A 26,679-nucleotide genomic window follows, 5' to 3' on the forward strand; every position below is an offset into this window, starting at 1 on the left:
AACACCATAAAAAAAACCAGCGAAAAACTCGCTGGCTGGTGAAACGCCACCATTACTCAGAATACGTTTCCTTGCACCACCTAGAGCCAATGACGGTACTCGTCGTCAGACATGTCTTTCAGGTGCCACTGCGTCGCCTGTTGTAGTAATGCAACGCGCTGTTGGGCAGACATCCATCGCAACCACTTCGCTTGACAGGTCGATAAGTAGGTTCGATAGAACAGGTACAAACGGGAAATCGCCATAAGCCACCTCCTTTCTTTCCTTGTGAGAAAGTATCGACGTAATATAGGGAAAGATAAATTGATGACTTTAGTGCAGGGAGTTCCTCTTTATGTCTTCCCCTCGATTGCAACAACAGTTCATCCGCCTGTGGCAACATTTTCAGGGACAAACCACCGACACCACGCTGCAAGAGCTGACGGGCGTATTAAACTGCTCACGCCGCCATATCCGTTCGCTGCTGAATGCGATGCAGCAAGAGGGCTGGCTTATCTGGCAGGCTGAAGCAGGCAGAGGAAAACGCTCGCAGCTCTCCTTTGTGTATACCGGATTAGCGTTACAGCAGCAGCGCGCCGAAGATCTGCTGGAGCAGGATCGCATTGAGCAATTGGTGCAGTTGGTGGGTGATAAAGAAGCCGTGCGCCAGATGCTACTTGCCCACCTTGGGCGGAGCTTCCGACAAGGAAAGCATATTTTGCGCATCCTCTATTACCGGCCATTACGCAATTTACTGCCCGGATCGGCGCTACGACGTTCGGAAATGCATATTGCACGACAAATTTTCAGCGGGCTCACCAATATAAATGAGGAAAATGGGGAAATTAAACCCGACCTTGCTCATCATTGGCAGATGCTCTCTCCCCTGCACTGGCGCTTCTATCTGCGTCCAGCTATTCGCTTTCATCATGGACGAGAGCTCACGATGGACGATATCACCACGTCACTCTCTCGCCTTACCCCGCTTGCGCTTTTTTCTCATATTGAAGCCGTCACGTCACCGATGCCATTCGTGATCGACATCCAGCTAAACAGCCCGGATAAATGGCTACCGTGGCTATTAGGCAGCGTGCACGCCATGATTTTGCCGCAAGAGTGGCAAACGCTACCGGATTTTGCCCAACACCCCATTGGCACCGGCCCTTATGCTGTGGTGCGCAATAATAGTAATCAGTTGAAAATTCGCGCCTTCGATGATTATTTTGGCTATCGGGCGTTGATTGATGAGGTCAATATCTGGGTTCTGCCGGACGAACCGGAGGAAATGCCAGTATCCATTCAACTCCAGTCTGATAATTCTCGTCACGAACAACTGGAAAGCCGGATGGAAGAAGGCGGCTACTTCCTCCTGTTCGACAAACGTTCTTCGTTAACATCATGGCCAGAAGCTCAACAGTGGCTTAGACAGGTATTTAACCCTATCTCACTGCTCAGCCACGCCAATACCAGCAACCAGCGCGACTGGTCACCGGCCTATAGCCTGCTGCCACGCTGGCATCATCATCGACCTGATGTACCGCAATCTATTCCCCAAGGGTTAACCGAGGTCACGCTCACGTTCTATCAGGCACACCCTGAATACCGGATATTAAGCGAGATTATGCGCACACTGCTGGCACAGCATGGCGTCAAACTGCATGTCCAGACGGTTAGCTACGAAGATTGGCATCAGGGCAATGCCGAGAGCGATATCTGGTTTGGCAGCCTGAATTGCTACCTGCCGCTCGAATTCTCCCTGTTCGCGATGCTCTACGAACTCCCGCTGCTACAACACTGTCTGGACGACGATCTGCTCGCCGATGCGCAACAGTGGCGCAATCACACGCTACCCATGGCAGAGTGGTGTGAAAAACTGATCGCAAGTGGTCAGTTGCATCCGCTGTTACATCACTGGCTGCAACTTCAAGGCCAGCGCAGTATGCGCGGCGTCAGGATGAATATGTTGGGCTGGTTTGATTTTAAATCCGCCTGGTTTGCACCACCGGAACACTGAGAGCCTTTCGCTGCAAGGCTTTACCCTTTACAATGTGCCGTTCTCAACGGGGTGCGGAAAATTTTTCGCTGAGAAGATACCCGTCGAACCTGATCCGGTTAATACCGGCGAAGGGATTTGAGAGTGCGGCTTATTGCTGCCTCAAAATCCTTTGCCACCCTATGATTATCAGGAGTGCAAAGTGTTAAATCAATTACTACACTGTTCAGCCACCGTGCTGAAAACCAGCCTGCCTTGCCTGTTACTGCTCTCTGCTTCGGCTTTCGCCAAGCCCGCGCTTACGGTTTATACCTATGACTCATTCGCTTCCGAATGGGGTCCGGGCCCCGTCATCAAGACCGCGTTTGAAAAAGAGTGCGAGTGCGAACTGAATTTCGTCGCACTGGAAGACGGTGCCTCGCTGCTGAACCGTCTGCGTATGGAAGGCAAAAACAGCAAAGCGGACATCATTCTGGGGCTGGACAACAACCTGTTGCAGGCAGCAGAACAAACCGGCCTGTTTGCGCCACACGGTCAGGACACCCGCGCTGTCACGGTGCCGGGCGGCTGGAACAATAAGACGTTCGTTCCTTACGACTACGGCTATTTCGCGTTTGTGTATAACAAAGACACGCTGAAAAACCCGCCGAAAAGCCTGCATGAACTGGTGGACAGCAATGCACCGTGGAAAGTGATCTATCAGGATCCGCGCACCAGCACGCCGGGACTGGGTCTGCTGTTATGGATGCAGAAAGTGTACGGCGACGACGCACCGCAAGCCTGGCAGAAGCTGGCGAAAAAAACCGTTACCGTCACCAAAGGTTGGAGCGAAGCCTATGGCCTGTTCCTGAAAGGGGAAGCCGATCTGGTGCTGAGCTACACCACCTCACCGGCCTATCACATCATTGAAGAAAAGAAAGACAACTACGCGGCGGCCACCTTTAGCGAAGGGCACTATCTGCAAATTGAAATCGCCGGGCAGTTGGCTTCCAGCAAAAATCCCGAACTGGCAAAACGCTTTATGCAGTTCATCCTGAGCCCAACCTTCCAGCAGGCGATTCCTACCACGAACTGGATGTATCCGGCGGTTAAAACCGACCTGCCCGCGGGCTTCGCGGCGCTCGCGGTTCCTGAGAAGGCCATGCAGTTCAGCGCTCAGGACGTTGCCGACCAACGGACGCAGTGGATTCAGGCATGGCAACGCGCCGTCAGCCACTGATCGGCGGACGTCTGTGGCCAGGGCTGCTGGCCACAACGCTGTTAATTTCCGTTGCCGCCCTGGCTTTCGGTGCGCTGTGGCTACAGGCGCCCGAAAGCCAGTGGCGCACGCTATGGCATGACAGCTATCTCTGGCATGTCATTCGCTTTACCTTCTGGCAGGCCTTTCTTTCTGCGTTTTTCTCTACCGTTCCGGCCATTTTTCTCGCCAGAGCGCTGTATCGGCGGCGCTTTCCCGGTCACCGCTGGCTGCTGCGCCTGTGCGCGATGACGCTGGTGCTGCCCGTGCTGGTCGCCGTTTTTGGCCTGCTCAGCGTTTATGGTAGACAAGGCTGGCTGGCCTCTGCGCTGGGCTGGTTTGACCTGAAATACACGTTTTCGCCCTATGGATTGCAGGGCATCCTGCTGGCGCATGTCTTCTTCAATCTACCGCTGGCGACGCGATTGCTGTTGCAGTCGTTAGAAGGCATCGCTACCGAGCAGCGTCAGTTGGCCACCAATCTGGGCATGAACAGCTGGCAACATTTCCGCTTGCTGGAATGGCCCGCCCTGCGCCGACAGATTTTACCGACCGGCGCGCTGATTTTTATGCTCTGCTTTGCCAGCTTTGCGACGGTGCTGTCACTGGGCGGAGGCCCGCAGGCGACCACGATTGAGCTGGCTATCTATCAGGCATTAAGTTTTGATTACGATCCGGCACGCGCGGCGCTGCTGGCGTTAATTCAGATGATTTGCTGTCTGGGTTTAGTGCTGCTGAGCCAGCGGCTGGGACGCATTCTACCCGTAGGCAGTACACAACAGCTTGCCTGGCGTAATCCGCAGGATAGCGCCTTAAGCCGCCTCACCGATGGTCTGCTGATCGGTGCACTGTTACTGTTGGTCGTTCCCCCCTTGCTGGCCGTGGTGGTAGATGGCGTAAACCGATCGCTGGTTACCGTGCTGCAACAGCCCGTGCTCTGGCAAACGCTGTTTACCTCGCTGCGCATTGCCTTGGGCGCGGGGCTACTGTGTCTGGTGCTAACCATGATGTTGCTCTGGAGCAGCCGCGAGCTAAAATTACGCCAGAAACCACTCTACGGGCAGTTGATGAACCTGAGCGGTATGCTCATCCTCGCGATGCCGGGCATTGTGCTGGCAACCGGCTTTTTCCTGCTGCTGAATAACAGCATCGGGCTACCGCAATCCCCTTACGCACTGGTGGTGTTCACCAACGCGCTAATGGCAATTCCCTACGCGATCAAAGTGTTGGAAAACCCGATGCTGGACGTTGCCGAACGCTACAACCGACTCTGCACGTCACTGGATATTCGCGGCTGGCAGCGACTGAGGTTGATCGAACTCGCCGCGCTAAAACAGCCGCTGGCGCAGGCGTTAGCTTTTGCCTGCGTGCTGTCGATTGGTGATTTCGGCGTCATCGCGCTGTTCGGTAATGAGCAGTTCCGCACGCTGCCGTTCTATTTGTACCAGCAAATTGGTTCCTATCGCAGCACCGACGGCGCGGTCACGGCGCTGCTGTTGATGCTGCTGTGCTTTATGTTATTTACCCTGATTGAGAAACTGGCAGGCCGTCATGATCGCGCTTGAGAAATTGACCTACTTTTATCAGCACTTGCCCATGCGTTTTGATTTTCACGTCAAACCGGGCGAGCGCATCGCTATCCTCGGCCCCAGCGGCGCAGGGAAAAGCACGCTGCTGAATCTGGTTGCGGGCTTCCTGATGGCAGACAGCGGGGAATTACGACTTAACGGCGAATCTCACCTCGAGACGGCTCCCGCTAAACGACCGGTTTCGATTCTGTTTCAGGAAAATAACCTGTTTCCTCATCTGACGATCGGGCAAAACATCGCACTGGGGTTACATCCCGGCCTGCGGCTTAGTGCAGAACAGCGCGAGACGTTACGGCAGATTGCCGATCGGGTCGGCCTCGCCGATCTTCTGGATCGTCTACCTTCACAGGTTTCTGGCGGGCAGCGTCAGCGGGCAGCATTGGCACGCTGTCTGGTGCGTCATCAGCCGATTCTGCTATTGGATGAACCGTTCTCGGCACTCGATCCCGCGCTGCGTCAGGAGATGCTCGATCTGGTTGAAAGTGTGTGTCAGGAGCGTCAATTCACGCTGTTGATGGTGTCCCACAATCTGGATGATGCCATGCGGATCGCAAAACGTACGGTGCTGATCGTGGACGGGCAGATTTATTATGACGGGCCGACTCAGGCGCTACAGGATGGCAGCGCCGACGCGGCCGCCATCCTGGGAATTTCACGTCCGTCTTCGGATTGAAGAATTAAGGCAACGCCTGATAGCGCAGGTTGCTGAACGTAACCTCGCCCTCGCCCGACGCATACAACGCGGGTCGTAAGCTGAGGAAGTCATAAGCCACATTGTGGTGGTAACCGGAGACTTCCATCTGTACCGGGTATTTCTTCCACGGCTCCTGATCCGAGGTGCGAGTGTAGAACGTCACAATATGGCGATCGTTTTTCATCCGAATCTGCACCTCATTGCCCGTAACATGCGGCAGTTTCTTTTCCGCCCTTTCCAGCCCGTAGCGTTGCATGATGGTGCCGTCCTGATTAAACGACAGCCCGACGTATAGCTTCGCGTTATAGAACAGCAGCAACCCTGCCTGTGCGCCAGAGGCAAAATTTGCCGTGACTTCAATCTGGTAAGCCTGATCGCCAGGGATCATCGTCAGCGGCGCGCTGTCCTTCGGCGACGTGCCTTTTGCCTTCAAGTGCAGCTTGCCGTCGCTAAGCGTGACCCGCTTCAGCTCCTCCGCATTAGCACGATAGAAATGCCAGCGAGCCGGAAATTTCTCGTCGGTAAAGCTATCAGACCAGCCAATGCCGTGAGGCACCGCCTCGCCCCCTTCCGGTTTGCGAATCGGTTTACCGGTATCGAATCCGGCGGACGTAAACCAGCCATCATCACCCCAAACGATCGGCTCCAACATCGCCTGACGCCCCAGTGTCATAAAGCCGTTTTCATAGCCGTGGTACACCATGTACCAATTTTTATCCGGCCCTTCGATCAGCGTGGCATGGCCGCGCGACCACCATTTCTCTGAACGATCCTGCGTACGGATGATCGGGTTATGCGGCGAGTTTTCCCACGGTCCGTTGATCGATTTGGAGCGCGCGGCAATCACCATGTGTCCGGTCGGTGGCCCCGCCGTTCCACCTTCCGCCAGCACCATGTAGAAGTAGTCACCGTGGCGCAGCATCTTAGGCCCTTCCTGCGAGAAGCTTTCCACATCCCACTCTTCCGGGTACTGCCATCCCTGATAGACCACCGCCATTTCACCGACCGTCGATAGCCCGTCGTCCGTTAATTGCACGCGGTTGCCGCCCGACATAAAGATGTAACGCTTACCATCCTCTCCTACCACATGGCCAGGATCGCTAGCCGGATTTTTCAAACCGGTATCTTTCGGCGGCGTCCACGGTCCATGAATATCATCGGCGGTAATCACATACAGCGTTTTCTTTTTTGTTCCTTTGGCGTCGATAATCCGATTCGTGGTGAAGTAGATATAGTATTTGTCGTTGTGCTTCACCAAATCCGGTGCCCAAATCGCGTCAACAGGTGTTGTAATCGCCGGGCCCAGCGGCTCCCAATTCACTAAATCGCGCGAGTGCCAAATCAGCAGTCCGGGGATATCGTCAAATGACGAGAACGTCATGTAGTAATCTTCCCCATCCTTGATAATCGTGGGGTCCGGATGATCGCCCGCAATAATCGGATTGAGATAACAGCCATTGCCCAAATCCGCCTGACGCTGCTGCTCAATACCCCGCATCCATTCGTTGGCGGGGCCAGCCTGACAGGCCATCGTCTGGCCGATCCCCATTGCCATCAGTAAGATACCGCTCAATACGCCTTTCCCCACCACTCGGGACACGCCCATTTATCACCATCCACTATCTCAATGATTATTTTATAATTTATAACATTGAAACGCCGTTCCAATTGTGAAAAAAGTCACGATTCTTGGGTTGTGTGGCGAAAAATCAAGCGGCAAGAACGCCGTAAAGTTTTCAATATACTGTGACCAATTCGACATATTCAGTTTTTATACCTTGTAGGTATTGTGTCTTTTTATACTGCTGTGCTTATATGGATTGAAGATTGAATAACTCATTCGAACACAACACTCGACCATCAATAACTCGAACATAAATAGGATTCCCGTGACACACTACGCTTCTTCCACTTCAGCACTACTACACACCGCGCATGTTGACGCGGTCGTCGTCGTGCGCGTGGTCGTCGTCGGCAGCGCGCCGTAACGGGTTCCGAATCGAAGATTCTCAAACCCCGCCGGCGCAAGCCGAGCGGGGTTTCTTATTTCTACCCTCCCCGTTCCGACACCGCACCGGCCCTGATGAAGGATGTAAACATGCGTTATACAGGCGCTCAGTTAATTGTTCGGCTGCTCGAACAGCAGGGCATCACTACCGTAGCGGGCATTCCCGGCGGTGCAGCTCTGCCGTTATATGATGCATTGGGTCAAAGTAAGACGATTCGCCACGTTCTGGCTCGCCACGAGCAAGGCGCGGGATTTATGGCACAAGGCATGGCGCGTGCCAACGGGCGCGCTGCGGTTTGTATGGCTTCCAGCGGTCCGGGGGCGACCAATCTGATCACCGCCATCGCCGATGCCAAACTGGATTCGATCCCGCTGGTATGTATCACCGGTCAGGTGCCTTCCAGCATGATCGGTACCGATGCGTTTCAGGAAGTCGATACCTACGGCATTTCTATTCCCGTCACCAAGCATAACTATCTGGTTCGCGACATCAACGAACTGCCGCGCGTGATCCCTGAAGCTTTTCGTATTGCGCAGTCGGGTCGTCCCGGCCCGGTATGGATCGATATTCCAAAAGATATCCAGAACGCGACCATTGAGCTGAGCGAGCTGCCAGGCGTCTTTCCTCTCGATACGCCACCCGCCATCGCCCATCAGGAAATCGAACGTGCTGCGGCCATGATTAACGCGGCTCAGCGACCGGTGCTCTATCTCGGTGGCGGAATTATTAGCGGTGCCGCGCACGAACAGGCGGTTCAATTGGCGGAACGTTCCAGCCTGCCAACCACCATGACGCTGATGGCGCTGGGTACGATGCCTGTCGATCATCCCCTGTCGCTCGGTATGCTGGGCATGCACGCCGCACGATCAACCAATCTGATCTTACAGCAGGCAGATTTGTTAATTGTGCTGGGTGCGCGTTTTGACGATCGCGCGATTGGTAAAGCGGAGCAGTTTTGCCCGAATGCCAGCATCATTCACATCGATATCGATCCCGCCGAACTGGGCAAGATCCGCCAGCCACATGTCGCGATCAACGCAGATGTCGCACAAGCGCTGGATCAGTTACTGCCACATATTGCGCCGCAGCAGCGTGACGTATGGCGAGAAACCGTCCGTAGGCTGCAACAGGAATTTCCGTTCAGCATGCCGGGCGCTGACGATCCATTGAGCCATTATGGTCTGGTTCAGGCCACGGCACAGGCGCTGACGGATGATGCCATCATCACGACCGATGTCGGCCAGCATCAGATGTGGGTCGCGCAGTCTTATCCGCTGCGTCGTCCACGCCAATGGCTGACATCTGGTGGATTTGGGACAATGGGCTTTGGCCTGCCAGCGGCAATTGGCGCGGCGCTGGCTGAACCGGATCGCACCGTGGTGTGTTTCTCGGGTGATGGCAGCCTGATGATGAATATTCAGGAAATGGCGACCGCGGCAGAAGAAGGACTTAACGTAAAAATTGTCCTGATGAACAATCAGTCTCTTGGTCTGGTTCACCAGCAACAGGATATGTTTTTCCAACAGCGCATCTTCGCGGCCGATTACCGCTACAGCACGAATTTTCTCGCGATTGCCGCAGGCTTCGGCTTTGCAACCTGCGATCTGAACGCCGCCGCCGATCCACAGGCCGCGCTGCAAGAGGCACTCAACCAACCGGGTCCGGCGCTGATCCACGTACTTATTGACGCCAATGAAAAAGTTTTACCTATCGTGCCACCGGGCGCCGCGAACATCGATATGATCGGAGATTAATGACTATGTCAACTCAACTAACTTCGCCAACGCAATCAACGTCAAATCAGGTCACGCTGGAACTCTCGGTGCGCAACCACCCCGGCGTGATGTCACACGTTTGTGGCCTGTTTGCCCGTCGGGCATTTAACGTGGAAGGCATTCTGTGTATGCCGCTGGCAAATGGCGAGGAAAGCCGGATCTGGCTACTGGTCAAAGATGACCAGCGGCTACAGCAAATGATCAGTCAGGTGGAAAAACTGGAGGATGTCCTTCAGGTACGCCGTCACGGTGAAGAAATGCGTATTTTCGAGCAGGTCGCCGAGTTCTACTGCTAAGTGGCTTGGCCGGGTCTTTCCCGGCCTGCCCAACATTATCCGTTTAACACCTGCCATAGCAGATGGCGGTAAACGGGCATCAGCGGGTGCTGAATCAGTACGATCAACAAAGCAACCGCCGCCACAGATACCGCGGGCGCAACCCAGCGCAGACGTCTGAGCGGCATCTTTCTGCTAAACCAGTCACGATGTTTACGCTTATCACTGCGCCACCAACGCCAGTTTAGCCAGCCAGCCCCCCACACCACGACGGCAGTAATTAGCAGCAGCCACTTAAATCCTGCGCTGTTCGTCCCCGCAGGAATATCAATCGCCACGCCAGCCAGAATGCCGGGTAAAAAATAAGCCGGTGGCCACAGCAGGCAGCCGATGATATTCGGTACGGCAAATTTATAAGGCGGTAACCCCAACATCCCCGCCACCATTGGGATGAGCGGACGCGTCGGGCCGACGAAACGCCCGATCAGTATCGTCGGCATCGGATGCTGATACAGGGCATATTCTGTTTTATTCAACAACGCCTGGTACTTTTTCAGGAAAGACCAGTTATGCAACGGTGCCTTAAAACGCATGCCGATGAAATAAGAAATCCAATCCCCTAACAGACAACCGATAATCCCGGCAGCCCACGCCGGGTAAAGCCCCGTTTGTCCGCTGCCGATCAGTGCCCCCAGCGTCGCCATCATCACCGTGCCCGGCAGCAGTAACCCCACCAGAGCCAGAGATTCCAGAAAGGCAACCAGCATGACGGCGATCAGTGAATACGCGAGTGATTGAGTAACCAGATGATCCAGCCACGCTTCCATAAAACCTACCCGTACGTTATAAAAACAAGGATTGTCTGGATCATAGCAGAAGCCGTCAACTCCTGATTGTTGGTCAATTCTTTTGCACCAACGGGCATCAACACTTATGATAGCGGTCATTTTTTACCACTGTGCCGCACTGCCACTATGTTTTTTAAACTACTCAACCATTTCGGATTACGACGCCTTATCCTACTTCTGGCAGTGGCGAGCGCCTTGGTAACACTGGCAAACAGTTTTTATGCCAGCTATCGCGTCCAACGAGAGCTTTTGATTGATAACACACTGGAAGCAAACCGCGTCTACGCCACCAAACTCGCGGCAATGACCAGCTCTTTCTTTAAAGAGGCCCAGCAACAGTTAGCCTACAGTACCAATATCGTCGCCCCACAGATGGATGATAAGGTCAGCCTGCTAAAAGAAGCCGACCGCCTACGGCTACAGACCAGCAATTTCAACTCTGTCGTCATTGCAGATGAAAAAGGTATCGTCAGAGCCACGTCTCCTGATACGTTCCAGTTAATCGGAAGAAGTCTGACAACCGAAGGCGCACTTGAAGCCTTAAGAGAAAAGCAGCCGCTTATCAGCCAGCCCTATGTCTCTGCTGCCAATAACTTCATTGTGCTGATATCTGCGCCGATCTTCACGCGAGATGGCCGTTACAAAGGGTTTATCGGGGGATCAATTTACCTTAAACAGCCAAGCGTGCTTAATACGCTCTTAGACAAACACTATTATCGCGACGGTTCTTATATTTACGTCACCGATAAGAACAAAAGAATGCTGTATCACCGCGATATCGAACGGATTGGTAAAACAGAGACCAATAATCTGGAGATCGACGCACAGCATGAGAAGAATGGCAGCCAGCATATGCTGAACTATCTGGGTGAGAAGATGTTAGCGGGCTATGCCGTTGAGCCGACCTCACAGTGGCAGATTGTGGCGCTCCGCCCAACGGACATTACGCTGAAACCACTGGATGGCCTAATGCTGAACGTGCTACGCCACACGCTCCCACTCGCGCTTTTAACCATCTTATGCGTCTGGCTGTTGGCTCGACTCATCGCCCAGCCGCTGTGGCTGTTGGCGCGCAGCGCCAATAAAATGGATGCAACCGACGTCTCCGACGATATCAGAAATATTCACTCCTGGTATTTCGAAGCCTCCCAGCTCAAACAGGCGATGTTACTGGGTATCGATTTACTCCAGCGCAAGATTGGCAAGTTGCGTTCCGAGGCACACTCAGACCCAATGACTGAACTGCTTAATCGTCGTGGCTTAGATAGCGCTCTCCGCTACTGGCAGATGGGGCAGAAAAGTTTTGCGGTCATCGCGCTGGATATTGATCGCTTCAAACGCATCAATGACACCTATGGCCATGACGTTGGGGACAATGTCATTCGTTATTTGTCACAGTTGATTCGTACCAGCTCGCGTGATTCCGATATTCTGTGCCGCAGCGGCGGCGAAGAGTTCCTGATACTGCTGCCTGAAACCACATTGGATGTGGCACTCGACATTGCAGAGCGATTGCGGCAACGCACACAGGAATCAACGATTCCTGTCGTGGGTAGCATTACGATCTCATTAGGTGTCGCGCTATGGCAGCCGAGTGTGAGCAATATATCGATCGAGCGTACCTTCAAACTGGCGGATGAAGCCCTCTATCAGGCTAAACAGGAAGGCCGCAATCGCGTGGTTTCAGCCGTAAGCAGCGAGAGTTAATTCTCGTTTCCCCTTCTTTATCTCGGTGATGTTCCAGGATGCTGGACATCACCTGTATAAATAACCATACTTATCCTTACCATTCCCCTTATCCCGCTTGCAATAAAAGGCCGCTTAGTGACTCAGGTTCGTCAGGGGTTTCTACTGACCCGCCACTGGAACGACACACCAGCAGGCACGCAGGTTGAATTCTGGCTGGCCACCGATGAGGGCCCGCTGCTCGCACGGCTGCCGGTACAAGAAGCCATTGCCTTTATTCCTGCACAGCAGGAAACCCGTGCAAGAACGCTTTTACAGCATGAAAAACGCTGGCAGTTAAAACCGCTCGCCATGCAGGATTTCCACCATCAGCCGCTGCTGGGACTATATTGCCCGCAATACCGACAGCTGCTACGGCTGGAAAAGTTGCTGCGTGAAGGAGGCGTTCTGGTCTACGAAGCGGATATTCGCCCGACAGAACGCTTTCTGATGGAGCGCTTTATCACCGCGCCCGTGTGGTTTAGCGGTACCCCAATGTCAGATAGCGTGATGACGGAAGTCCGCATGAAACCGAATCCCGATTACCGCCCGACGCTCAAACTGGTGTCGTTGGATATCGAGACCACCCGCCACGGCGAGCTTTACTGCATCGGGCTGGAAGGCTGCGGACAGCGCCAGGTTTACATGCTCGGCCCGCCGAACGGTACGCCTGCCGAACATGAAGATTTTACTCTTGAGTACGTCGCCAGCCGCCCGCTGCTGTTGGAAAAACTGAATGCCTGGATGCAGCAACACGATCCCGATGCCATCATCGGCTGGAATCTGGTGCAGTTTGACCTGCGAGTCCTGCAAAAACATGCCGAGCGCTACAACATTCCGCTCAAATTGGGGCGTAACGGACAGACGTTAGAATGGCGGGAACACGGTTTTAAACAGGGGCATTTTTTTGCCAGCGCCACTGGCCGTTTAATTATTGACGGCATTGAAGCGCTCAAATCTGCGACGTGGAACTTTGCGTCGTTTAGTCTGGAATTTGTCGCGCAATCGCTGCTCGGGGAAGGCAAAGCAATCGACACGCCCTATCAGCGAATGGATGAAATCGACCGTCGTTTTGCCGAAGATAAGCCCGCTCTCGCTCGCTATAACCTGCAAGACTGCGAATTGGTCACGCGTATTTTCGACAAAACCGAGTTGCTGCCTTTCTTGCTGGAACGCGCTAGCGTCACCGGGCTGGCGGCCGATCGCAGCGGGGGTTCCGTCGCCGCATTTTACCATCTCTATTTACCACGTATGCATCGTATGGGTTATGTTGCCCCGAATCTGGGTGACGTCCCGCTTGAAGCCAGTCCCGGCGGATTTGTGATGGATTCGCGTCCAGGACTGTATGATTCGGTACTCGTGCTGGACTACAAGAGCCTCTACCCTTCGATCATCCGCACGTTCCTGATCGACCCGGTCGGGCTGGCGGTGGGAACACAAAATCCTGACGCCCAGCACGCTGTCCCCGGCTTTCGCGAGGCGTGGTTCTCCCGCGAACAGCACTGCCTCCCGGCGATTGTGGAGCAAATTTGGCAAGGGCGTGAAGCGGCTAAACGCACCAACAATAAGCCACTGTCTCAGGCGCTCAAGATCATCATGAATGCCTTTTATGGCGTGCTGGGCGCCACAGGTTGCCGCTTCTTCGACCCACGTCTCGCCTCCTCCATCACCCTGCGCGGCCATGAAATCATGCGCCAAACGCGCGAACTGATCGAGGAACAAGGCTATCAGGTGATTTATGGCGATACCGACTCCACCTTTGTCTGGCTGAAGCACGCGCACAGCGAAGAAGACGCAGCAAAGATTGGCAAAACATTGGTGAAGCACGTTAACCAGTGGTGGACACAGCACCTGCACGACACCCAGCAGTTGACCAGTGCGCTGGAGCTAGAATTTGAAACGCATTTTCGCCGCTTCCTGATGCCAACGATTCGCGGCGCGGAACAAGGCAGTAAAAAACGCTACGCCGGCCTAATCGACACGCCACAAGGCGAAAAAATGGTGTTCAAAGGGCTGGAAACCGTGCGCACCGACTGGACACCGCTGGCGCAGCAGTTTCAACAGCAGCTCTACCTGCTGATTTTTCAGCAACAGCCTTATCAAGACTGGCTGCGGAATTATGTCGATCGTACCCTGAACGGTGATTTTGACGATCTGCTGATCTACCGTAAACGGCTTCGCCGTCGGCTCGATGATTACCAACGTAACGTGCCGCCCCACGCCAGAGCCGCTAAAATTGCCGATGACTATAACCGCCAGCAAGGGCGGCCGCTGCAATACCAAAACGGCGGCTGGATCAGCTATGTAATGACCGTCAACGGCCCCGAACCGCTGGAAACCCGGCACTCACCGCTGGATTACCAGCATTATGTCGAACGCCAGCTCCAGCCAGTCGCGGACGCCATTCTGCCTTTCCTGCACGACGATTTTGCTACACGGATAACAGGCCAGATGGGCTTGTTTTAAATGAAAGTGATTCATGTTTTAAATGGCAGATATTCGTGTTTTTAAATGAAAGGGGTTAATTCAAGCAACAACAAGTTTGAGGGGTGACGAACGCACCGTCATCCATTACCATAACGCCCTTTCTGAATTTGCATCAGCAGCATTATCGGCACCCGATAATGTAATCAGACACTCCTCCGACACAGACGAACATCGAGCTAAGAATTTATGCCTTTTACACTTGGTCAGCGCTGGATCAGCGATACGGAAAGCGAACTTGGACTGGGAACGGTTGTTGCCGTCGATACGCGTATGATTACGCTGCTTTTCCCTGCCAGCGGTGAAAACCGACTTTATTCCCGCAGCGACGCCCCCATCACCCGCGTGATGTTCAATCCCGGCGACACCGTCACCAGCCATGAAGGCTGGCAACTCAAAGTTGATGACGTGCGAGAAGAAAAAGGGTTGCTGGTGTATTGCGGCCAACGCCTGGACGATGAAACGTCGGCGGAACTGCGTGAAGTCTTTCTGGACAGCAAACTGACGTTCAATAAACCGCAAGATCGTCTGTTCGCCGGGCAGATTGATCGTATGGATCGCTTTGCCCTGCGCTATCGCGCCCGCAAGCATCAGAACGAGCAGGCACGGCAACAATGGGGCGGATTGCGCGGCATGCGTGCCAGCCTGATCCCCCATCAGCTTCATATCGCTCACGAAGTCGGCCAGCGCCACGCGCCACGCGTTTTACTGGCGGACGAAGTCGGTCTGGGAAAAACCATTGAAGCGGGGATGATCATCCACCAGCAGTTGCTAGCGGGTCGTGCCAACCGCGTGCTCATTGTCGTGCCGGAAACCCTGCAACACCAGTGGCTGGTCGAAATGCTGCGCCGCTTTAACCTGCTGTTTTCCCTGTTTGACGACGAGCGCTATGCCGAAGCCAAACTGGACAGCAGCAATCCATTTGAAACCGAACAACTGGTGATCTGCTCGCTGGGATTTGTTCAACGCAGCGCCCAGCGCTTTACACAGCTCGTCAACGCCGATTGGGATCTGCTGGTGGTGGATGAAGCCCATCATCTGGTCTGGAACGAAGAAAGTCCTAGCCCGGAATATCAGGCCATTGAAACACTGGCACGCGCCACGCCGGCCGTTCTGCTGTTAACCGCAACGCCGGAACAGCTCGGCCAGCAGAGCCACTTTGCGCGCTTACGCCTGCTCGATCCCAACCGTTTCCACGACTACCACGAATTCGTTGCCGAGCAGCAGCAGTACCGTCCGGTTGCCGATGCCGTCACCCTGCTGTTAGCAGGCGAAAAAGCCCAAACGGCTGAGCTGAATGCGCTGAGCGACCTGCTGGGTGAGCAGGACATCGAGCCGCTGCTGAAAGCGATCAACAGCGACAGCGATGACAATCAGAAAGCGCGTCAGGAACTGATCACCATGCTGATGGATCGCCACGGCACCAGCCGTGTGCTGTTCCGTAACACCCGTCAGGGTGTTAAAGGTTTCCCGCAGCGTATCCTGCATCAAATCCGCCTGCCGCTGCCAGCGCAGTACCAAACGGCGATTAAAGTGTCCGGCATCATGAACGCAAATAAGGCGCTGGAAGTGCGCGCCCGCGACATGCTGTATCCAGAACAAATTTACCAACAGCTTGAAGGGGACGATGCCACCTGGTGGAACTTCGATCCGCGCGTGGAATGGCTACTAAACTACCTGACGGCCAATCGTGATGAAAAAGTGCTGGTGATCTGTGCGCAAGCAGCGACGGCACTACAACTGGAGCAAGTGCTGCGCACGCGTGAAGCGATCCGCGCCGCCGTCTTCCATGAAGGGCTGTCGATTCTGGAACGCGACCGCGCCGCCGCCTATTTTGCTTCCGAAGAAGAAGGCGCACAGGTGCTGATCTGTTCAGAGATCGGTTCTGAAGGCCGTAACTTCCAGTTTGCCAGCCATTTAGTGATGTTCGATCTGCCATTCAACCCTGATCTGCTGGAACAGCGTATTGGTCGTCTGGATCGTATCGGGCAGGCCAAAGAAATTCAGATCATGGTGCCGTATCTGGAAAATACCGCGCAGGCGTTGCTGGTTCGCTGGTATCACGAAGGATTGGATGCGTTTGAGCACACCTGCCCGACAGGTCGCACCATCTATGATGCGCACCATACGCAACTGATCGAGCGACTGACGACGGTGGGTGAACAGCAGGGGTTGGATGAGTTTATTCATGTTTGCCGTCAGCAGCACGACAGCCTGAAGCAACAGCTTGAACAAGGCCGCGATCGCCTGCTGGAAATGCATTCTAACGGTGGCGAACAGGCTCAGCTGTTGGCGCAGGCCATCGCCGAACAGGATAATGACGTCAATCTGGTGACGTTCGCCCTGAACCTGTTTGATATTGTTGGCATCAATCAGGAAGATCGCAGCGATAACCTGATCATCCTGACGCCATCCGATCATATGCTGGTGCCAGATTTCCCAGGCCTGCCGCAAGACGGCTGTACGATCACCTTCGATCGCGATCAGGCGCTCTCCCGCGAAGACGCACAGTTTATCAGTTGGGAACACCCGCTTATCCGTAACGGACTCGATCTGGTGCTGTCCGGCGATACCGGAAGCTGCGCCGTGTCACTGCTGAAAAATAAAGCGCTGCCGGTCGGCACGTTGCTGGCCGAATTGGTTTACGTTGTGGAAGCACAAGCACCGAAGCACCTGCAACTGACCCGCTTCTTGCCGCCAACACCGGTTCGTCTGCTGATGGACCGTAAAGGTACTAATCTGGCAGCACAGGTTGAGTTTGAGAGCTTCAACCGCCAGCTCAACGCGGTCAATCGTCATACGTCCAGTAAACTGGTGAATGCCGTACAGGCTGACGTTCACGCGATGCTACAACAGGCAGAAGCGCTGGTAGAAACGCAGGCGCGCCAGTTGATTACCGACGCTCAAGAGCAGGCTGACCTGCAATTACGCCGCGAATTAGAACGTCTGGAAGCGCTGAAAGCCGTTAACCCCAACATTCGTGAAGATGAGTTGGTTGCACTGGAAAACCAGCGCGAGCAGGTACTCAGCAACCTCCATGAAGCAAACTGGCGTCTGGATGCTATTCGTCTGGTTGTGGTGACGCACCAGTAATGTGCCGCCCATATATGCCTCATCAGACCGTTGACAAATCTATTCGCCGAATGAAAACGGGAGTAACGGAATAGAAGAGTAAAGCGTTTGCGCCATGGATGGCGCAATCCGAGCTTACATGGATGTACTTGCAGCGTCTTTACGATCTATCCGTTACCCCCGCTCTGCGGACTTTGTCAGCAACCTCTTATGCATATATGGTTAGCCAGACTTTTCAGCACACGGATAGCTGCATATTAGGGAAAGCACGGGGATGAGGTTTCCGCAGGAACACCTCGCCCCGTGATAAGCCCGTGTATCTCGGTCAAACAGCAACGACATCCCTGTCTCTTGCGTATTTTGGAGCGTGAATGGAACCCTATAATCCGCCTACCGATCCCTGGCTGCATATTCTGTATCAGGATCAGCACATCATGGTGGTGAATAAACCCAGCGGTCTGCTGTCGGTTCCCGGCCGCGCGCCAGAACACAAAGACAGCGTCATGAGCCGCATTCAGGCAGACTACCCGACGGCTGAATCCGTTCATCGTCTGGATATGGCAACCAGCGGCGTGATTGCCGTGGCACTCACGAAAGCCGCAGAGCGCGAATTAAAGCGCCAGTTTCGCGAGCGCGAACCCAAGAAATACTATCTTGCCCGCGTCTGGGGACATATGGCGCAGGACGAAGGGGTTATCGACCTGCCGCTGATCTGCGACTGGCCAAATCGCCCGAAACAGAAAGTCTGTTTTGAAACAGGAAAAGCCGCACAGACAGCGTATCAGGTACTTTCGCGTGACGCTGACGGTACGACGCGCGTCAAGCTGATGCCGATTACCGGCCGTTCCCATCAACTGCGTGTCCACCTGCTCGCGCTAGGTCACCCCATTCTCGGCGATGGATTTTATGCGCATCCCGATGCCAAAGCACTGGCACCTCGCCTTTTACTGCATGCACAAGAACTGGCTATCACGCACCCGGCTTTCAATACCCCGATGCACTTTCGTTGCGAAGCGGATTTCTGAGGCAAACGCGCTGGCGGTATTTTCAAATCGGGTTTGGTGGAGCGGTAAAACGGAGAAGTAATAAGAAAGGAAGGATGCGGATTATTTTGTCTGATTCGCGCTTTTCAATAGTTCATAGGCAGCCTGAATATCCTGCGCTTTGCGCTTGGCCATCTCCATCATCCTCGGCGAAAGCTTTTTGGCGACCAGCTTATCCGGATGATGTTCGCTCATGAGTTTGCGGTAAGCGCGCTTAATCGTCACGGCGTCATCGCTGCTGCGCACGCCCAACGTACGACAGGCACTTTCGACCGTAGGCCCTCGCGGCGGCGAGGCCGGGCGTTGGCCGCCATAAGAGTGTCCGTTAGAGTAGCCCCCGCTGGAATGGCCGTTACTGCGTCGCTGATGTGATTTACCGTTCTGGCGCGATTGATTCTGCCGCGACTGCTGCCCCGAGGGACTTTCCATATTCCGCAGAAAGAACTCAAACTGTTCACGCGTCACACCCAGCTCATCGGCAATCACATACAACACGCGTCGTTCGTTCGGATGTAAAACGCCATCCACAAACGCGACCTGAAGCTGAATTTCCAGAAACATCTTAATTAAATCAAAACGTCCCAGACACGCATCGCGCAGCTTGCGTAATTTTAGTCGCAGAGGGAAATGGCTGGTCTTTCCTTCGCGGAAAGCCCGTTGAGCAGCCGTTCTGGCCTCACCAAACAGCTCAAGCCGATCCATCATTTTGGTCGCGATCTTGATATCGGCTTCCGTCACCCGACCTTTGGATTTGGTCAGGTGTCCCATGGCCTGAAAGGTCGTGAGAAAGAACAATGACTGGCGGGTAGACTGAGCGGAAAAATAATCACGGCGACGCGATGCCCGGGCTTTGTCAATCCAATGCCCCATCAGTAAGCCCATGATCATTCCCCAGATGCCAGCGCTTGAGACGATTCCCAGCGCCAACCCCAGCAACTTTCCCCAATACCGCATATACTCCTCAAATCCTCATGCCGTCAGCCAAAAATTGCTTTATCATACCTGTCATTTATCTTTGCACCTAACGGCGGTGCGTATAAGCGGTGGGGATTTAACACTGGCGCAACGCTAACGAGTGATATAGTCTCTGACCGTTTGCCGGCATGATGCCCCTGATGACGGAACACCTGATACCACGTATGAAAAAAAGTTTCCCAACTCTGCTGGCCACTCTGGTTTGGTCGGCGCTTTACAGTCAGCACGCGCTGGCCGATCTCGCTGAACAGTGCATGCTGGGTGTACCTACGTACAACAGACCACTGGTAACAGGCGATCCTAATCAGCTGCCGGTCAATATTCAGGCTGACAAAACCGAAGCCAGCTATCCCGACAACGCCAAATTCATCGGCAATGTTAACATCCAGCAGGGCAACAGCGTCATGACCGCCGAGCAGGTGGAACTGAACCAGTTGAATCCGGCAACGCAGGGTAGCGCGCCAACGCGTACCATTACTGCGACGGGAAATGTCCACTACGACGACAATCAGGTTATCCTGAAAGGCCCTAAAGCCTGGGCCAACCTGAACACCAAAGATACCGACGTCTATGAAGGCGACTATCAGATGGTGGGCCGTCAAGGGCGTGGTTCCGCCGACAAAATGAAAATGCGTGACAGCAATCGCTACACCATTCTGGAAAACGGCTCTTTCACTTCCTGTCTGCCGGGAGATAATAGCTGGAGTGTCGTCGGTTCGGAAGTGATTCAAGACAGAGAAGAGCAGGTTGCTGAAATCTGGAACGCACGTTTCAAGATTGCTGGCGTACCTGTGTTCTATAGCCCGTATTTACAGCTTCCTATCGGCGATAAACGACGCTCTGGTTTCCTGATTCCCAATGCGAAATACGGTAGCAGCAAAGGCTTCGAACTGCTGACGCCCTATTACTGGAATATCGCCCCTAATTTTGACGCTACGATCACACCGCATCTGCAAACTAAACGTGGTATGCAGTGGCAGAACGAATTCCGCTACCTGACCACACCGGGTCTGGGTGTCATTCAGTTCGACTGGTTACCCAGCGACAATGAATACGCCAAAATCTCCCCACAAGATAGCAACGACAACCGTTGGCTGTTCCACTGGGGTCACAACGGCGTGATGGATCAGGTATGGCGTTTTAACGCGGACTACACAAAAGTCAGCGACGACCGCTACTTTACCGATCTCGATTCGCATTACGGTTCAACCACCGATGGTTACGTCGCGCAAAAACTCAGCGCAGGCTATGCGAATCAAAACTGGGACACCACGCTGTCCAGCAAGCAATTCCAGGTCTTTTCCAATGCAACCAGCCGCGATGTCTACCGCGCTGAGCCGCAGCTCGATATCAATTATTACCAAAATGATATCGGCCCACTTGATATGCACCTTTATGGTCAGGCGGTAAAATTTACCAACGTCAACGACAACCGACCGGAAGCGACTCGTCTGCACGTTGAGCCAACGCTGAATCTCCCGCTGGCAAACCGCTGGGCTAGTCTGAATACCGAAGCCAAGCTGTTAGCGACGCACTATCAACAGGAAAATCTGGATCGCTATCGTGCCGATCCTACCGTCAACGACGTCAATAAAAACGCACTTCAGAGTTCCGTTAACCGCGTCATGCCGCAATATAAAGTCGATGGCAAAATGGTCTTTGAACGCGAAATGGATTGGTCGCAGGCCTATACCCAGACGCTGGAACCTCGCGCGCAATATCTGTACGTGCCTTATCGCGATCAAAGCAGCATCCATACCTATGACTCCACGCTGATGCAGACCGATTATTCCGGCCTGTTCCGCGATCGCAGCTACAGCGGGCTGGATCGTATCGCGTCCGCGAACCAGATTGCGACCGGTGTCACCACGCGTATTTATGATGATGCGTTGGTTGAACGTTTTAACGCTTCTATTGGTCAAATCTATTACTTCGATCGCCCACGTACTGGCGACCGCAATACGTCACTCGATAAAAGTGATAATAACGGCAGTCAGGTGTGGGCCACAGATTCATTCCTGAAAATCGATGACAGGTGGGGCATTCGCGGGGGTCTCCAGTATGACAATCGTCTGAACGAAGTCGCGCTGGGCGACGCCGTGTTAGAATACCGTCGCGATGCGGAACGTCTGGTGCAGTTAAACTACCGCTACGCTAGCCCTGAATATATTCGCGACATGCTGCCGAACGTGACCAATCAGGGGTCTCAGCAAGGTATCTCGCAGGTCGGTGTCACCGCGAGCTGGCCGATTGTCGAACGTTGGGCAGTAGTTGGGGCTTATTATTACGATACTAAGGCCAATCAGCCCGCAAACCAGCTGATTGGGTTACAGTACAATACCTGCTGTTGGGCCGTGAGCGTCGGTTATGAACGTAAAATTACCGACTGGAACAGCACCAGCCGCAGCAGCGAATACGACAACAAAGTGTCGTTTAATATCGAATTACGTGGTTTAAGCAGCAATTACAGTCTGGGTTCCGAAAAAATGCTGCGTTCAGGTATTTTGCCTTACCAGCGCGCATTCTGATGTCATCCAGAGTGTGGTAGCAAACAGGCTGTATCACTGAAACGTTGGAACTTTTAACCCGCCTTGCGGATGAAATAATGGGAAAGGTATGAAGAACTGGAGAACGCTTATTCTCGGATTGGCACTGAGTGCCTCTACCGCGTTCGCAGCACCACAGGTGGTTGATAAAGTCGCAGCAGTGGTCGACAACAGCGTCGTGTTGGAAAGTGATGTAAACAGTCTTTTGCAGTCGGTAAAACTGAACGCCCAGCAGGCCGGGCAACAGTTGCCAGATGACGCCACGCTGCGTCATCAGATTACTGACCGCCTGATCATGGATAACATCATCCTGCAAATGGCGCAGAAGATGGGTATTCAGGTGACGGATGAGCAGTTGGATCAGGCGATTAGCAATATTGCCGCTCAGAACCGGATGTCTTTGGATCAGCTAAAAAGCCAGTTGGCTTATGAAGGTCTGAATTACAACACCTACCGTAACCAGATTCGTAAAGAGATGCTGATTTCGGAAGTGCGTAACAACGAAGTCCGCCGTCGCATTACCGTCCTGCCGCAGGAAGTCGATACGCTGGCTAAGCAGATCGCCAACCAGACCGGTGAAAATGATGAGCTGAACCTGAGCCACATTCTGATCCCATTGCCAGAAAACCCCACTCAGCAGCAGGTTGATGAGGCGGAAAATCTGGCAACGTCGCTGGTGAAGCAAATCAGCGAAGGGGCGGATTTCGGTAAGCTGGCTATCACTTATTCGGCCGACTCTCAGGCGCTGAAAGGCGGCCAGATGGGCTGGGGAAAACTGCAAGAGATCCCAACGCTGTTTGCTGAACGCTTAACGCAGGCGCAGAAAGGTCAGGTCGTTGGCCCAATCCGTTCTGGTGTGGGCTTCCACATTCTGAAAGTGAACGATATTCGCGGCGGTAACAAAAGCGTATCGGTAACTGAAACGCACGCTCGTCATATTCTGATCAAACCCTCTGTCGTCATGACGGACAGCCAGGCGCAAGCTAAGCTGGCCGAAGTCGCACAGCAGATCAAAAATGGCAGCACCGATTTCGCCGCACAAGCCAAACTGCTCTCTCAGGATCCGGGTTCCGCGAATCAGGGCGGCGACCTCGGCTGGGCTTCTCCGGATATGTACGATCCCGCCTTCCGTGATGCGCTGTTGAAACTGAAGAAAGGCGAAATCAGCCAGCCTGTTCATTCCTCTTTTGGCTGGCACCTGATTCAGTTACTGGACACCCGTCAGGTGGACAAAACCGACGCGGCGCAAAAAGAGCAGGCGTATCGTATGATCTTTAATCGTAAGTTCGCGGAAGAAGCGCAAACCTGGATGCAGGAGCAGCGTGCAGCGGCTTATGTCAAAGTGATTAATGGTGCCACTAACTAATGCAGACTGAGAGCAATACGCCACGCGTTGTGATCACCCCCGGCGAACCCGCCGGGATTGGCCCCGATCTGGTGATTGCTCTGGCTCAGCAGGCCTGGCCTGTAGAGCTCGTGATTTGTGCGGATCCTGACCTGTTACTCAGTCGCGCATTGCAGCTGTCTATGCCACTGACGCTGCGTGACTATCAACCCGGTCAGCCCGCACAGCCACAACTGGCAGGTAGCCTGACCATTCTGCCTATCACCGCACCGGCAACCATCATTCCAGGTGACTTGGCTGTCGCTAACAGCGCTTATGTTGTTGAGACACTGGCGCGGGCGTGTGATGGCTGCCTGAACGGCGAATTTGCCGCGCTGATTACTGGCCCGGTGCATAAAGGCATTATCAACGATGCCGGTGTCCCATTCAGCGGACACACTGAATTTTTTGCCGATCGCAGCCGCTGTAAGCGTGTCGTCATGATGCTGGCGACGGAAGAGTTACGTGTCGCTTTAGCGACCACGCATCTGCCGCTTGCAGCCGTTTCTGCGGCGATTACCCGCCAGAGCCTGCATGAAATCATCACGATTTTGCACCATGATTTGCAGACCAAATTCGGCATCGCTCAACCGCAGATTTATGTCTGTGGGCTGAATCCCCATGCCGGTGAAGGCGGCCATATGGGTCGTGAAGAGCTGGATGTCATTAATCCTGCACTGGACGAGCTACGGCAGCAGGGCATTACACTGGTTGGGCCGTTGCCTGCCGACACGCTTTTTCAGCCTAAGTATCTGCAACACGCTGACGCCGTTTTGGCGATGTACCACGATCAAGGGCTCCCGGTTCTGAAATATCAGGGCTTCGGGCGCGCCGTTAATATCACGCTGGGGTTACCTTTTATTCGTACGTCGGTCGATCACGGTACAGCGCTTGAGCTGGCCGCGACGGGTAACGCCGACCCCGGCAGCTTCATCACGGCATTAAATCTTGCCATTAAAATGATAAAACACAGTAATGAATAATCGCGTACACCAAGGTCACTTCGCCCGTAAACGTTTTGGGCAAAACTTTTTAAACGATCACTTCGTGATCGATAGCATTGTTTCGGCGATTCATCCTCAGCCAGGTCAAGCGATCGTCGAGATCGGCCCTGGCCTCGGTGCACTTACCGCACCCGTTGGCGATCGAATGGATCGTTTTACCGTTATTGAGTTGGATAGAGATCTGGCAGCACGGTTGGAAAAACACCCAACGCTGAAAGACAAGCTGACCATTATTCAGCAAGATGCCATGACGATCGATTTCGCCGCGCTCGCTGAACAGGCTGGGCAACCGCTGCGTGTTTTCGGCAACCTGCCGTATAATATTTCCACACCGCTGATGTTCCATTTGTTCACCTATACTCAATCTATCCGCGACATGCATTTTATGTTGCAGAAAGAAGTGGTTAACCGCTTGGTGGCAGGGCCGAACAGTAAAGCTTTCGGACGCCTGAGCGTCATGGCACAGTATTATTGTCAGGTGATTCCGGTGCTTGAAGTACCGCCGGAGGCCTTCAAGCCCGCACCTAAAGTTGATTCCGCCGTAGTGCGACTCGTGCCTCATGCCGAGATCCCCTACCCGGTCAGTGATATTCGCGTGCTGAGCCGCATCACCACGGAAGCGTTTAACCAGCGCCGTAAGACATTGCGTAACAGCCTAGGCAACCTGTTCACCCCAGACGTTCTCACGGCCTTGGGGATCGATGTCACCAGCCGCGCAGAGAATGTGACGGTTGAGCAATATTGCCGACTGGCGAACTGGCTAAGCGAGCATCCTGCAAAACAGGAATAACTGGAGTTCATCATGATTAATGCGCCCCGTGTTTGTGTACAGGTTCAGAGCTTCTACGTGGAATCACAATCGGAGCCTGATGAAGAGCGTTTCGTGTTTGCTTACACGATTACGGTTCGCAATCTGGGGCGTCATGAAGTCCAGCTTTTGGGACGGTATTGGCTGATCACCAACGGTAACGGTCGCCAGACTGAAGTTCAGGGTGAAGGCGTCGTCGGCGAACAGCCGATTATCCAGCCCGGTAGCGAATTCCAATATACCAGCGGTGCCGTCATAGAAACGCCTCTCGGCACGATGGAAGGCCACTACCATATGCTTGACCATCAGGGTAAAGCGTTTCAGGTTTCAATCCCCGTTTTCCGTCTGGCAATTCCTTCACTGATACATTAATTATGTCTACCTATTTAGTTGGCGATGTTCACGGTTGTTTAGTTGAGCTCAACGCGCTATTGGCGCAAGTTTCCTTTAATCCTGAGCAAGACACACTCTGGTTAACGGGCGATTTAGTCGCACGTGGGGCGGATTCACTTCATGTTTTGCGCTTTGTTCGCTCCCTGGGATCTTCTGTCCGCATGGTGCTTGGCAACCACGATCTGCACCTGCTGGCGGTTTATGCTGGCATCAGCCGCAATAAGCCGAAAGATCGGCTCAATGAACTCCTCACCGCTCCCGATGCAGACGAGCTCATCAACTGGTTACGCCGCCAGCCGATCTTGCAGGTTGATGACGATCTAAAGCTGGTGATGGCGCACGCGGGCATCACGCCGCAGTGGGATCTCCCGACGGCACTTATGTGCGCCCGCGAAGTCGAATCGATCCTGAGCAGCGATAGCTACCCACTTTTCCTCGATGCCATGTATGGCGATATGCCGAACCACTGGAGTCCAGAGCTTAGCGGTCTGGCTCGTCTACGCTTTAGCACCAACGTCTTTACCCGCATGCGCTACTGCTTCTCTGGCGGGCAGTTGGATATGCTCTGCAAAGAGCCGCCGAGTCAGGCACCTTCTCTGCTAAAACCGTGGTTTGAGCTGCCAAGCCAGGTTGCCGGGGAATACGCTATTGCATTCGGCCACTGGGCATCGCTGGAAGGGAAAGGCACGCCAGAAAACATTTACGCGCTGGATACCGGGTGCTGTTGGGGGGGCGAACTGACGATGCTGCGTTGGGACGATAAGCGCTATTTTACGCAACCGTCACTCTCATCACAGACTGAATTATCTGGTGATATCGCGCCCTTATCGGGTGAGTAAAGGCTCG

General features: G+C 53.9%; 20 protein-coding genes and 1 riboswitch. Of the genes, 16 read left to right on the forward strand and 4 right to left on the reverse strand.

Features of this window, described 5'->3' with window-relative positions; all coding sequences use genetic code 11:
* Positions 1-80: 80 nt before the first annotated feature.
* A complete protein-coding gene (sgrT, locus tag KKH3_RS16695; protein WP_039361608.1) occupies positions 81-245 on the reverse strand; it encodes a glucose uptake inhibitor SgrT in 165 nt (54 codons plus the stop codon).
* Between the two features lie 89 nt (positions 246-334).
* Here sgrT and sgrR point away from each other — a divergent pair, with 89 nt between their 5' ends.
* From sgrR to thiQ, 4 genes are all read left to right on the forward strand, one after another.
* A complete protein-coding gene (sgrR, locus tag KKH3_RS16700) occupies positions 335-1,993 on the forward strand; it encodes an HTH-type transcriptional regulator SgrR (protein WP_039361610.1) in 1,659 nt (552 codons plus the stop codon).
* A 37-nt stretch (positions 1,994-2,030) separates the two neighbouring features.
* Positions 2,031-2,127, forward strand: a riboswitch (TPP riboswitch).
* A gap of 80 nt (positions 2,128-2,207) precedes the next feature.
* Positions 2,208-3,191: a thiamine ABC transporter substrate binding subunit gene (gene thiB / locus KKH3_RS16705; RefSeq protein WP_139338642.1), complete on the forward strand. Its 984-nt coding sequence runs from the start codon at positions 2,208-2,210 to the stop codon at positions 3,189-3,191.
* Positions 3,167-4,774, forward strand: a complete 1,608-nt coding sequence (gene thiP / locus KKH3_RS16710; RefSeq protein WP_039361614.1) for a thiamine/thiamine pyrophosphate ABC transporter permease ThiP — start codon at positions 3,167-3,169, stop codon at positions 4,772-4,774. Before thiB ends, thiP begins: the two co-directional genes overlap by 25 nt.
* Positions 4,761-5,471 carry a thiamine ABC transporter ATP-binding protein ThiQ gene (gene thiQ, locus KKH3_RS16715; RefSeq protein WP_039361616.1) on the forward strand — a complete coding sequence of 237 codons (711 nt, stop codon included), beginning with the start codon at positions 4,761-4,763 and terminating at the stop codon, positions 5,469-5,471. The genes thiP and thiQ overlap by 14 nt, the downstream gene beginning before the upstream one ends.
* A gap of 4 nt (positions 5,472-5,475) precedes the next feature.
* Here the strand turns inward: thiQ and KKH3_RS16720 are convergent, their stop codons facing one another.
* Positions 5,476-7,098 (reverse strand): family 43 glycosylhydrolase, encoded by a 1,623-nt coding sequence (locus tag KKH3_RS16720; protein ID WP_039361618.1) that lies wholly within the window; start codon positions 7,096-7,098, stop codon positions 5,476-5,478.
* 492 nt (positions 7,099-7,590) lie between these two features.
* Here KKH3_RS16720 and ilvB point away from each other — a divergent pair, with 492 nt between their 5' ends.
* Together ilvB and ilvN are read left to right on the forward strand one after the other, a co-directional pair.
* The gene (gene ilvB, locus KKH3_RS16725; protein WP_039361621.1) at positions 7,591-9,255 is read left to right on the forward strand and encodes an acetolactate synthase large subunit; all 1,665 of its coding nucleotides are present in this window, start codon (positions 7,591-7,593) and stop codon (positions 9,253-9,255) included.
* Between the two features lie 5 nt (positions 9,256-9,260).
* Entirely contained in the window at positions 9,261-9,572 is a 312-nt protein-coding gene (gene ilvN, locus KKH3_RS16730) for an acetolactate synthase small subunit (protein WP_039362563.1), read from the forward strand.
* A gap of 35 nt (positions 9,573-9,607) precedes the next feature.
* Here ilvN and KKH3_RS16735 read toward each other — a convergent pair whose 3' ends face one another.
* Positions 9,608-10,378 carry a DedA family protein gene (locus tag KKH3_RS16735; protein ID WP_039361624.1) on the reverse strand — a complete coding sequence of 257 codons (771 nt, stop codon included), beginning with the start codon at positions 10,376-10,378 and terminating at the stop codon, positions 9,608-9,610.
* A gap of 147 nt (positions 10,379-10,525) precedes the next feature.
* On the opposite strand from KKH3_RS16735, the gene KKH3_RS16740 reads away from it, so the two are divergent.
* From KKH3_RS16740 to rluA, 4 genes are all read left to right on the forward strand, one after another.
* Entirely contained in the window at positions 10,526-12,106 is a 1,581-nt protein-coding gene (locus KKH3_RS16740) for a sensor domain-containing diguanylate cyclase (RefSeq protein WP_039362565.1), read from the forward strand.
* Between the two features lie 117 nt (positions 12,107-12,223).
* Positions 12,224-14,590 carry a DNA polymerase II gene (locus KKH3_RS16745; protein WP_039361626.1) on the forward strand — a complete coding sequence of 789 codons (2,367 nt, stop codon included), beginning with the start codon at positions 12,224-12,226 and terminating at the stop codon, positions 14,588-14,590.
* A 207-nt stretch (positions 14,591-14,797) separates the two neighbouring features.
* A complete protein-coding gene (gene rapA, locus KKH3_RS16750) occupies positions 14,798-17,701 on the forward strand; it encodes an RNA polymerase-associated protein RapA (RefSeq protein ID WP_039361627.1) in 2,904 nt (967 codons plus the stop codon).
* 350 nt (positions 17,702-18,051) lie between these two features.
* Positions 18,052-18,705 carry a bifunctional tRNA pseudouridine(32) synthase/23S rRNA pseudouridine(746) synthase RluA gene (gene rluA / locus KKH3_RS16755; protein ID WP_039361630.1) on the forward strand — a complete coding sequence of 218 codons (654 nt, stop codon included), beginning with the start codon at positions 18,052-18,054 and terminating at the stop codon, positions 18,703-18,705.
* 81 nt (positions 18,706-18,786) lie between these two features.
* Here the strand turns inward: rluA and djlA are convergent, their stop codons facing one another.
* Positions 18,787-19,677 (reverse strand): co-chaperone DjlA, encoded by an 891-nt coding sequence (gene djlA, locus KKH3_RS16760; RefSeq protein WP_039361632.1) that lies wholly within the window; start codon positions 19,675-19,677, stop codon positions 18,787-18,789.
* Positions 19,678-19,862: 185 nt separating this feature from the next.
* On the opposite strand from djlA, the gene lptD reads away from it, so the two are divergent.
* The 6 genes from lptD (at position 19,863) to apaH (ending at position 26,672) form a co-directional block, all read left to right on the forward strand.
* Complete coding sequence (gene lptD / locus KKH3_RS16765) at positions 19,863-22,226, forward strand: LPS assembly protein LptD (RefSeq protein WP_039362569.1); 2,364 nt, start codon at positions 19,863-19,865, stop codon at positions 22,224-22,226.
* 88 nt (positions 22,227-22,314) lie between these two features.
* Complete coding sequence (gene surA, locus KKH3_RS16770; protein ID WP_039361634.1) at positions 22,315-23,610, forward strand: peptidylprolyl isomerase SurA; 1,296 nt, start codon at positions 22,315-22,317, stop codon at positions 23,608-23,610.
* Entirely contained in the window at positions 23,610-24,611 is a 1,002-nt protein-coding gene (gene pdxA, locus KKH3_RS16775; protein WP_039361636.1) for a 4-hydroxythreonine-4-phosphate dehydrogenase PdxA, read from the forward strand. Before surA ends, pdxA begins: the two co-directional genes overlap by 1 nt.
* The gene (rsmA, locus tag KKH3_RS16780) at positions 24,604-25,422 is read left to right on the forward strand and encodes a 16S rRNA (adenine(1518)-N(6)/adenine(1519)-N(6))-dimethyltransferase RsmA (RefSeq protein ID WP_039361638.1); all 819 of its coding nucleotides are present in this window, start codon (positions 24,604-24,606) and stop codon (positions 25,420-25,422) included. Before pdxA ends, rsmA begins: the two co-directional genes overlap by 8 nt.
* A gap of 12 nt (positions 25,423-25,434) precedes the next feature.
* Complete coding sequence (gene apaG / locus KKH3_RS16785) at positions 25,435-25,812, forward strand: Co2+/Mg2+ efflux protein ApaG (protein WP_039361640.1); 378 nt, start codon at positions 25,435-25,437, stop codon at positions 25,810-25,812.
* Between the two features lie 2 nt (positions 25,813-25,814).
* Positions 25,815-26,672 (forward strand): bis(5'-nucleosyl)-tetraphosphatase (symmetrical) ApaH, encoded by an 858-nt coding sequence (apaH, locus tag KKH3_RS16790; RefSeq protein WP_039361643.1) that lies wholly within the window; start codon positions 25,815-25,817, stop codon positions 26,670-26,672.
* The last annotated feature ends 7 nt before the right edge of the window (positions 26,673-26,679 follow it).

The organism is Pectobacterium actinidiae (assembly GCF_000803315.1).
Taxonomy (GTDB): Bacteria; Pseudomonadota; Gammaproteobacteria; order Enterobacterales; family Enterobacteriaceae; genus Pectobacterium; species Pectobacterium actinidiae.